The sequence below is a fragment of the Geothermobacter hydrogeniphilus genome, from assembly GCF_002898515.1.
Classification (GTDB): Bacteria; Desulfobacterota; Desulfuromonadia; order Desulfuromonadales; family Geothermobacteraceae; genus Geothermobacter_A.
The window spans coordinates 1-6,189 of record NZ_PPFX01000073.1; the positions used below are offsets into that span (position 1 = coordinate 1).

Below are 6,189 nucleotides of genomic sequence, written 5' to 3' on the forward strand. Positions count from 1 at the left end.
TTTCATGTCACTGCGGGTCATGCCTGGGTATTAACTCCTTCAGGTTTGAACGTATCGAGAATCACCAGCAGCTCATCGACCTGCTGCTCGTCATTGAAGATGCCGTCAACGCCATCGCTGGCAAGGTGGGTGAACGGGGGTTCGTAGAGGCGATCGAGCTCGATGGCGCCGTGCTTGCTGATGTGGTTCTTGAGCATGTTGAGAAACAGCACCTGGTTGGCCCTGAGACCAGGGTACTTCTGCACGAAATGCTCGAAGCGCCGATTGACCGCCTCGGCCTCCATACCGATGATGCGGCGCAGGATGAAGTCGAGGGGCTGGGCCTCCTCGTAGAACTCCTTGAGCAGGGTGATATCGATCCCGGGATGCTGGGTGAGGATCAGCGAAGCCAGGCTGTTGAGATCGGCCTCGCTGACCGGCTGCCCGTTGCGGATCTTCTGCAGGGTCGGGCTGGTGTCGAAATGCTCGCGCAGCGCCTCCTCGACCTGCTTTTTGTAGACCGTCATGTCGACTTCGCGGATGTTGGTTTTGCGCCGTTCGAACTCGATATCACCGTCGCTGATGTCGATCACCTTCGGTTCCGGGCGGCCGGGGCCGGTCTCCTTTTCGCGGTGGTGCATGATGCCGCGCAGCTCCCTGCGCACCTCTTCGAGGGCGGCAATGTCGGCAGAATCCCAGAACTGCGGGGTCTTGACGCGCTTGATGGTGTCGAACTTCTCGCGCACCGGGTTGAGGTGCATCTGCAGCTTTGCGACCCGGTCGAGGAGCTTGTCCTTCAGATCGTCGAAGCGGCCGCTGCCGCGCAGCTTCTCGACCTGCAGCTGGGCGATCAGCAGATCGAGCTGGTAGGCGTCGACATAACCGGCGAGCTTGACCCACTGCATCAACGGTGCGATCTCGTCGCGCAGAATCACCTGGGTGACCGGGGCGAACTGGTCGAGCACCTCCGGGCGCGAGACGCGGGCGAGCTCTTTCCACTTTTCGCGCACGGCAATGGTCTTTTCCGGCAGCGCGGCGAGGTCGCCGGCAATCAGCTCACGGGCAATGCCGAACGCATCCAGCTCGGCCTTGGCCAGCGCCGTCTCGGCCAATAGCAGGCGCGCCTCGAAAATCTGCTGCAGCAGCGGCTTGGTCGGGCGCGGCTCGGCCTCGGGCTTGTTCTGCTCGAAGTACTCGAAGTTGCCCCAGTGGTCGAAGATGCGGAACTTGGTCTTGTGCTTGCCGGGGCCGAACAGGTCCCGGCACAGGCGGGTGCCCCGGCCGATCATCTGCCAGAACTTGACCTTCGACCTGATCGGCTTAGCAAAGACCAGGTTGACCACCTCTGGCACGTCGATACCGGTGTCGAGCATGTCGACCGAGATGGCGATGGTCAGCTCCTTGCTGCCGTCGGTCTGCTTGAAATCGTCGATGAGCTGTTCGGCGCGCGGATCGTAATTGTCGATCACCTTGCAGAAAGCGCCGCCGTACTGGGGATACATCTCGTCGAACAGCTTGCCGAGCAGCACCGCGTGGTCGTGACTACGGGCGAAGATGATGCTCTTGCCGGGATGCTGGCCGGTCGCCTCGCGGATGCCGTTTTCCATCAGGTTGCGCAGGATCGCCCGGTTGGTCTCCTTGTTGAAGATCTGCCGGTCGACATCCCTGCTGTCGATATCGAAATCCTCGGGATTTTCACCATCCTCCTCCAGCTGGCGCTTCTGCTCCTCGGTGAGCTGGGAATACTTGATCCCCTTGCGCAGGAAGTTGGTGGTGTGGGTGTAGACCTCGTAGGGAACCAGGTGCCCCTCTTCGACCGCCCGCTCCAGCGGATAGTAGGCGGTGGGATTCTTCTCTTCGCAGCCGAACAGGGCGTAGGTGTTGCGGGCGATGAAATCGACCGGGGTGGCGGTGAGGCCGACCTGCAGGCAGTCGAAGTGAAAAAACAGTTCGCGGTAGCGGTTGTAGATCGAGCGGTGCGATTCATCGGCGATGATCAGGTCGAAGAAGCCGACATCGAAGGTGGTGAAGATCTTCTGCATCGCCGGGTAGGTGGCGAAGTAGACCCGCTGGGTGCGATCCCTGGCGGTTCTGGCGGTGACGTAGGTGGTCGGCTCGTCGATGAACTCGTCAAAGGCGTTCTTGGCCTGCTTGCGCAGCTCGCGCCGGTCGCAGAGAAACAGCACCCGCTTGACCCAGCCGGTCTGGATCAGCAGGTCGGTCAGGGCGACGGCGACCCGGGTCTTGCCGGTGCCGGTGGCCTGGACGATCAGCCCCTTGCGGTAGCCCTGGTCGAAGCGTTCGCAGATCCGCTTGATCGCCTCGATCTGGTAGAGGCGGGAGGTGATGTGCGAACGCGGGTTGCGGGACGACAGGGACTGCCGCAAAGCACGCTGCTGCACCAGGTACTGCAGGCTGTCCCTGGAGTAGAAGCCGTACACCTGGCGCGGCGGATAGTTGAGGGCGTCATCCCAGAGCCAGGTCTGGTAGCCGTTGGTGTAGAAGATGACCGGACGCTGCCCTTCCCGCTTCTCGATGCCGTCGGCATAGAGCCGGGCCTGCTCGCGGCCGATTTCGGGATTCTTGCTGGTGCGCTTGGCCTCGATCACCGCCAGGGCCTTGCCGTTGTCTTCGCGCAGCACGTAGTCGGCATAGCCGATGCCGCTGTCGGTCGGCTGGTAGGGGACTTCCTCCTCCTGAATGACCTCGGCGGTGCTCGCCCCCTTGGGTCCGACCTTCCAGCCGGCCTCGGCCAGCTGCACGTCGATCAGCCGCTGGCGGGTCGCTTCTTCGTCCAGCTCCAGGGCGTCGGCAACCTGCTGGCCGGAAACGAGCAGTTCGGCCAGTTCTTCGGCCCTCTTCTCGGCGACCTGGACCGCGGCTCGCTGCTCCTCAAGCTCGGCCAGCAGCTGCTGCATCCGCTCTTCCTGCGCTTTGAGCTTCTGCAGCGCGGCCTTCTTCTCCTTCTTGATCTTGCCCTTGCTGTCTTCGGGCTCAGCCATGATGCGCCTGAAGACCGGCAGTGAGTCGCGGTCGCCCTGGGCAATAAAGACATGGAACCAGCGCGCCAGATCGAAGCACTCGTCGAGGTTGGAAACCGCCTCGCTGACACTCACCGGATCGCCATGCACACCCTTGTTGCCGATCTTGCGCAACAGGTGGATCTTGTCGAGAATGACCTGCGGCACCATGGAGGTGAAGGCGCCGTTGTTGAGCAGGTCGAGAAAGTTGGCCTGGTAGGGTCTGGGCAGGCGGTGAATCTGGTAGATGCGCGCCACCAACTGCTCGGCGAAGAGCCGCATCTTGGCCACCGCGCTGGCCGGATCGCTGTGCAGGTAGGTCTCGGCAAAACCGCCGAGGTCGGCCAACTCGGAATATCCCTCCCGCAGGAATTCAAAGTTTTGTGATGTCATGAGTTCCGCGTCCATGCCTCCCGGCTAGAGCAACGCCCGTGCCAGCTAGAGTTCCACCTCGTACTTCACCATCCAGTTGTTGAGCGTCTGGTAGTTTTTCAGCCCCAGCAGCGCGGCGGCCCTGCTCTTGTTGCCGCCGCTTTCTTCAAGGGCCCTGCGGATATAATGGGAGGATAAAAAGGCTTGTAATTCCTGGATATTGAAGCCCTCCCCCAGGGGCCTGGACAGGATATCATCTTTATCCTCGGTGATGCCAGGCAGAAGTGCGCGGCGGACATCCTCCTCCTGGATCACCTCGTTCTGACACCAGACGCAGATCCGCAGGATGGTGTTGTGCATCTCCCTGGCATTGCCCGGCCAGGGATGCCGTTTCATAAGATTTTTTGCATTGATGGAAAATTTCTTCTGTTTGTAGCCCGGCTCCTTGCCCAACTCACGGTTGACCTGCCCGAGGATATGTTCCAGCAGCAGATGGATATCCCCCTCGCGCTCCCGCAGCGGGGGCAGCTTGAGCATCGCCACCGCCAGCCGATAGAAGAGGTCGGCCCGGAAGCGCCCCGCGGCAACCTCGGCCAGGAGATCCCGGTTGGTCGCGGCGATAATGCGGACATCGACCTGGCGCTCCCGGGGATCGCCGATCCGTCGCACCACCCCGTCAGTCAACACCCTGAGGATCTTGACCTGCGCGTCGAGGGGCATCTCCCCCAACTCATCCAGGAACAGGGTGCCGCCGTCGGCCTGTTCGAAATAGCCGGAATGGTCCTTGACGGCACCGGAGAAGGCCCCCCTGGCGTAACCGAAGAACTCCGCTTCGAACAGGTCTTTGGGAATCGCCCCGCAGTTGACCGGCAGAAAAGGCCTGTTTGATCTGCGGCTCTCGGCATGAATATGCCGGGCAAACAGCTCCTTGCCGGTCCCCGTCTCCCCCTCCAGCAGGACCGGCACATCCCGTCCGGCCACTTGTTCGGCCTGCGCGACCAGAGTTTTCATGGCCCCGCACTGATGGATGATGCCGTGCCGGGGAATGAGAGCGGATAAATCCAACTCGTAAAGGGTGTCGCTGTCGGCCAGCATCATCAACCGGCGATCCGCTCCGGCCTGAATATCGGGAATGTATTCCGCGTAGATATCGAAGGGCATCTCGACCCGCTGCACCCCCTGCTCCCGGGAGGACTGGATCAGTTCGGCTTCGACAAAGGGGCCCTTGCCGAGCATGATCCAGACCGCCTGCATCGCCGGCGTGCCGGGACTGAGATGGAAAACCGGCACCACCCGGCCCCTCTCTTCCTTAAAAACCCTTTCAACCTGCTTCTTCGCCGCCACATAGATGGCGGCGAAATCGATGGGACTGGCAAGGTCAATATCCACAAGATCAATCATCATCGAACATTTCTTCTGCAACCACGCGACGTAATCGGGGACCTTCTCCTCTTTGCCATAATTATTGAGCAGCACCAGCCGCTGATAGGCAATCTCGCTCACCACCCTGGCAATCGGACCGAGGTTGTCATCCTTGTCCTCGCGCGCCGCCTTGATGTCATTCATGCCGACCCAGGCAAACAGAATTTTCTTCATGGCTCTCTCCCGAAAAAAGGCTCAAGCCAGACTATAAAACTTCTTACCACATCACAACAAACATTATTCATCGATCTGGCTTGCCGGCCGGACAATCCTTCGATTTCTCCCTGTTTACAACAGGTTGCAAACCTGGCAACAGAATTGCTCTTTACTCCCCGGTCAACCAACGATCCCGCCAAAGGAAAGGATATGACCATGGATGAAATGATCAGCAACCTGCTCGACACCCTGCAGATCGATGAACTGCACACCTGCGATAGGATGAGCGTCGCAACCCTGTCACGGCCTGACGAAACGGGGCCGAAGTACCTGACCATGAGCCAGGGATTCGACCAGGAGGTGCTTACGGTGGAAGAGATCAGCGACTCCGGTTCGGTCCCGGAGCTTTCGGTGATCAACCGGGGAGAACTCCACGTCCTGCTGCTCGACGGCGAGGAAATCCGCGGCGCCAAGCAGAACCGGGTCCTCAATACCTCGATCCTAGTCGCACCGGGCAGCAAATGTACCGTCCCGGTCAGCTGCACCGAGCAGGGGCGCTGGCACTACACCACCAGCCGGTTCGAAGATTCGGAGGTGGTCATGGCCCAGTCGCTTCGGCAGCGCAAACAGGCTTCGGTCTCGAAAAACGTCCGGGAACACCAATCTTTCCACTCTGATCAGGGTGAAGTATGGGAGGGGGTAGATACCCTCCACTGCCTCCTGGACATCTCATCGGAGACCGGTGCCATGCGCGATGCCTACGAAGCCCGGCAGGAGGACCTGGAAAAATATGTCCGCGCCTTTGCGGACATCAGGGACGTCAACGGCATCGCCGTCTTCCTGGAAGGAAAGCTTGCCGGTCTCGATTTCATTTCGTATCGACCGGCGATGAACGACCTGCTCCCCAAGCTGATCGGCAGCTACGCCATGGATGCCCTCTGCGAGGAGGAGAACGGCCGGCGGGAACCCGACCCCGGGGAGGTGCAGAGCCTGCTGTCACGCATCGGCCGCTGCGCCCTCGAAGTGCAGAAATCGGAAGGGGTGGGAGATGACGCCCGTCTCGACGGACCCGACCTGCAGGGCGCGGCCCTGATCGCCCTGAACACCGTCATCCACCTCTCCGCCTTCATCAAGGCCGACGAGAAGTCCTTCAAGGGCGGCATGTCCAGCTTCAGCCACCGCCGTCAGTTCAGGGATTCCATGTAGGCGTCATGGAGGGGGGAGCCGCCGGGGCATATCC

At 60.9% G+C, this 6,189-nt stretch carries 3 protein-coding genes; 1 reads left to right on the forward strand and 2 read right to left on the reverse strand.

Annotated elements, in window-relative coordinates; translation table 11 throughout:
• Window positions 1-17: 17 nt before the first annotated feature.
• Both C2E25_RS17205 and C2E25_RS17210 read right to left on the reverse strand, forming a co-directional pair.
• Complete coding sequence (locus C2E25_RS17205; protein WP_103116942.1) at window positions 18-3,392, reverse strand: DEAD/DEAH box helicase family protein; 3,375 nt, start codon at window positions 3,390-3,392, stop codon at window positions 18-20.
• A gap of 45 nt (window positions 3,393-3,437) precedes the next feature.
• Window positions 3,438-4,967: a sigma-54 interaction domain-containing protein gene (locus tag C2E25_RS17210; protein ID WP_103116940.1), complete on the reverse strand. Its 1,530-nt coding sequence runs from the start codon at window positions 4,965-4,967 to the stop codon at window positions 3,438-3,440.
• A 198-nt stretch (window positions 4,968-5,165) separates the two neighbouring features.
• Between C2E25_RS17210 and C2E25_RS17215 the strand changes: the two genes are divergently transcribed.
• A complete protein-coding gene (locus C2E25_RS17215) occupies window positions 5,166-6,155 on the forward strand; it encodes an ARPP-1 family domain-containing protein (RefSeq protein ID WP_146033019.1) in 990 nt (329 codons plus the stop codon).
• The last annotated feature ends 34 nt before the right edge of the window (window positions 6,156-6,189 follow it).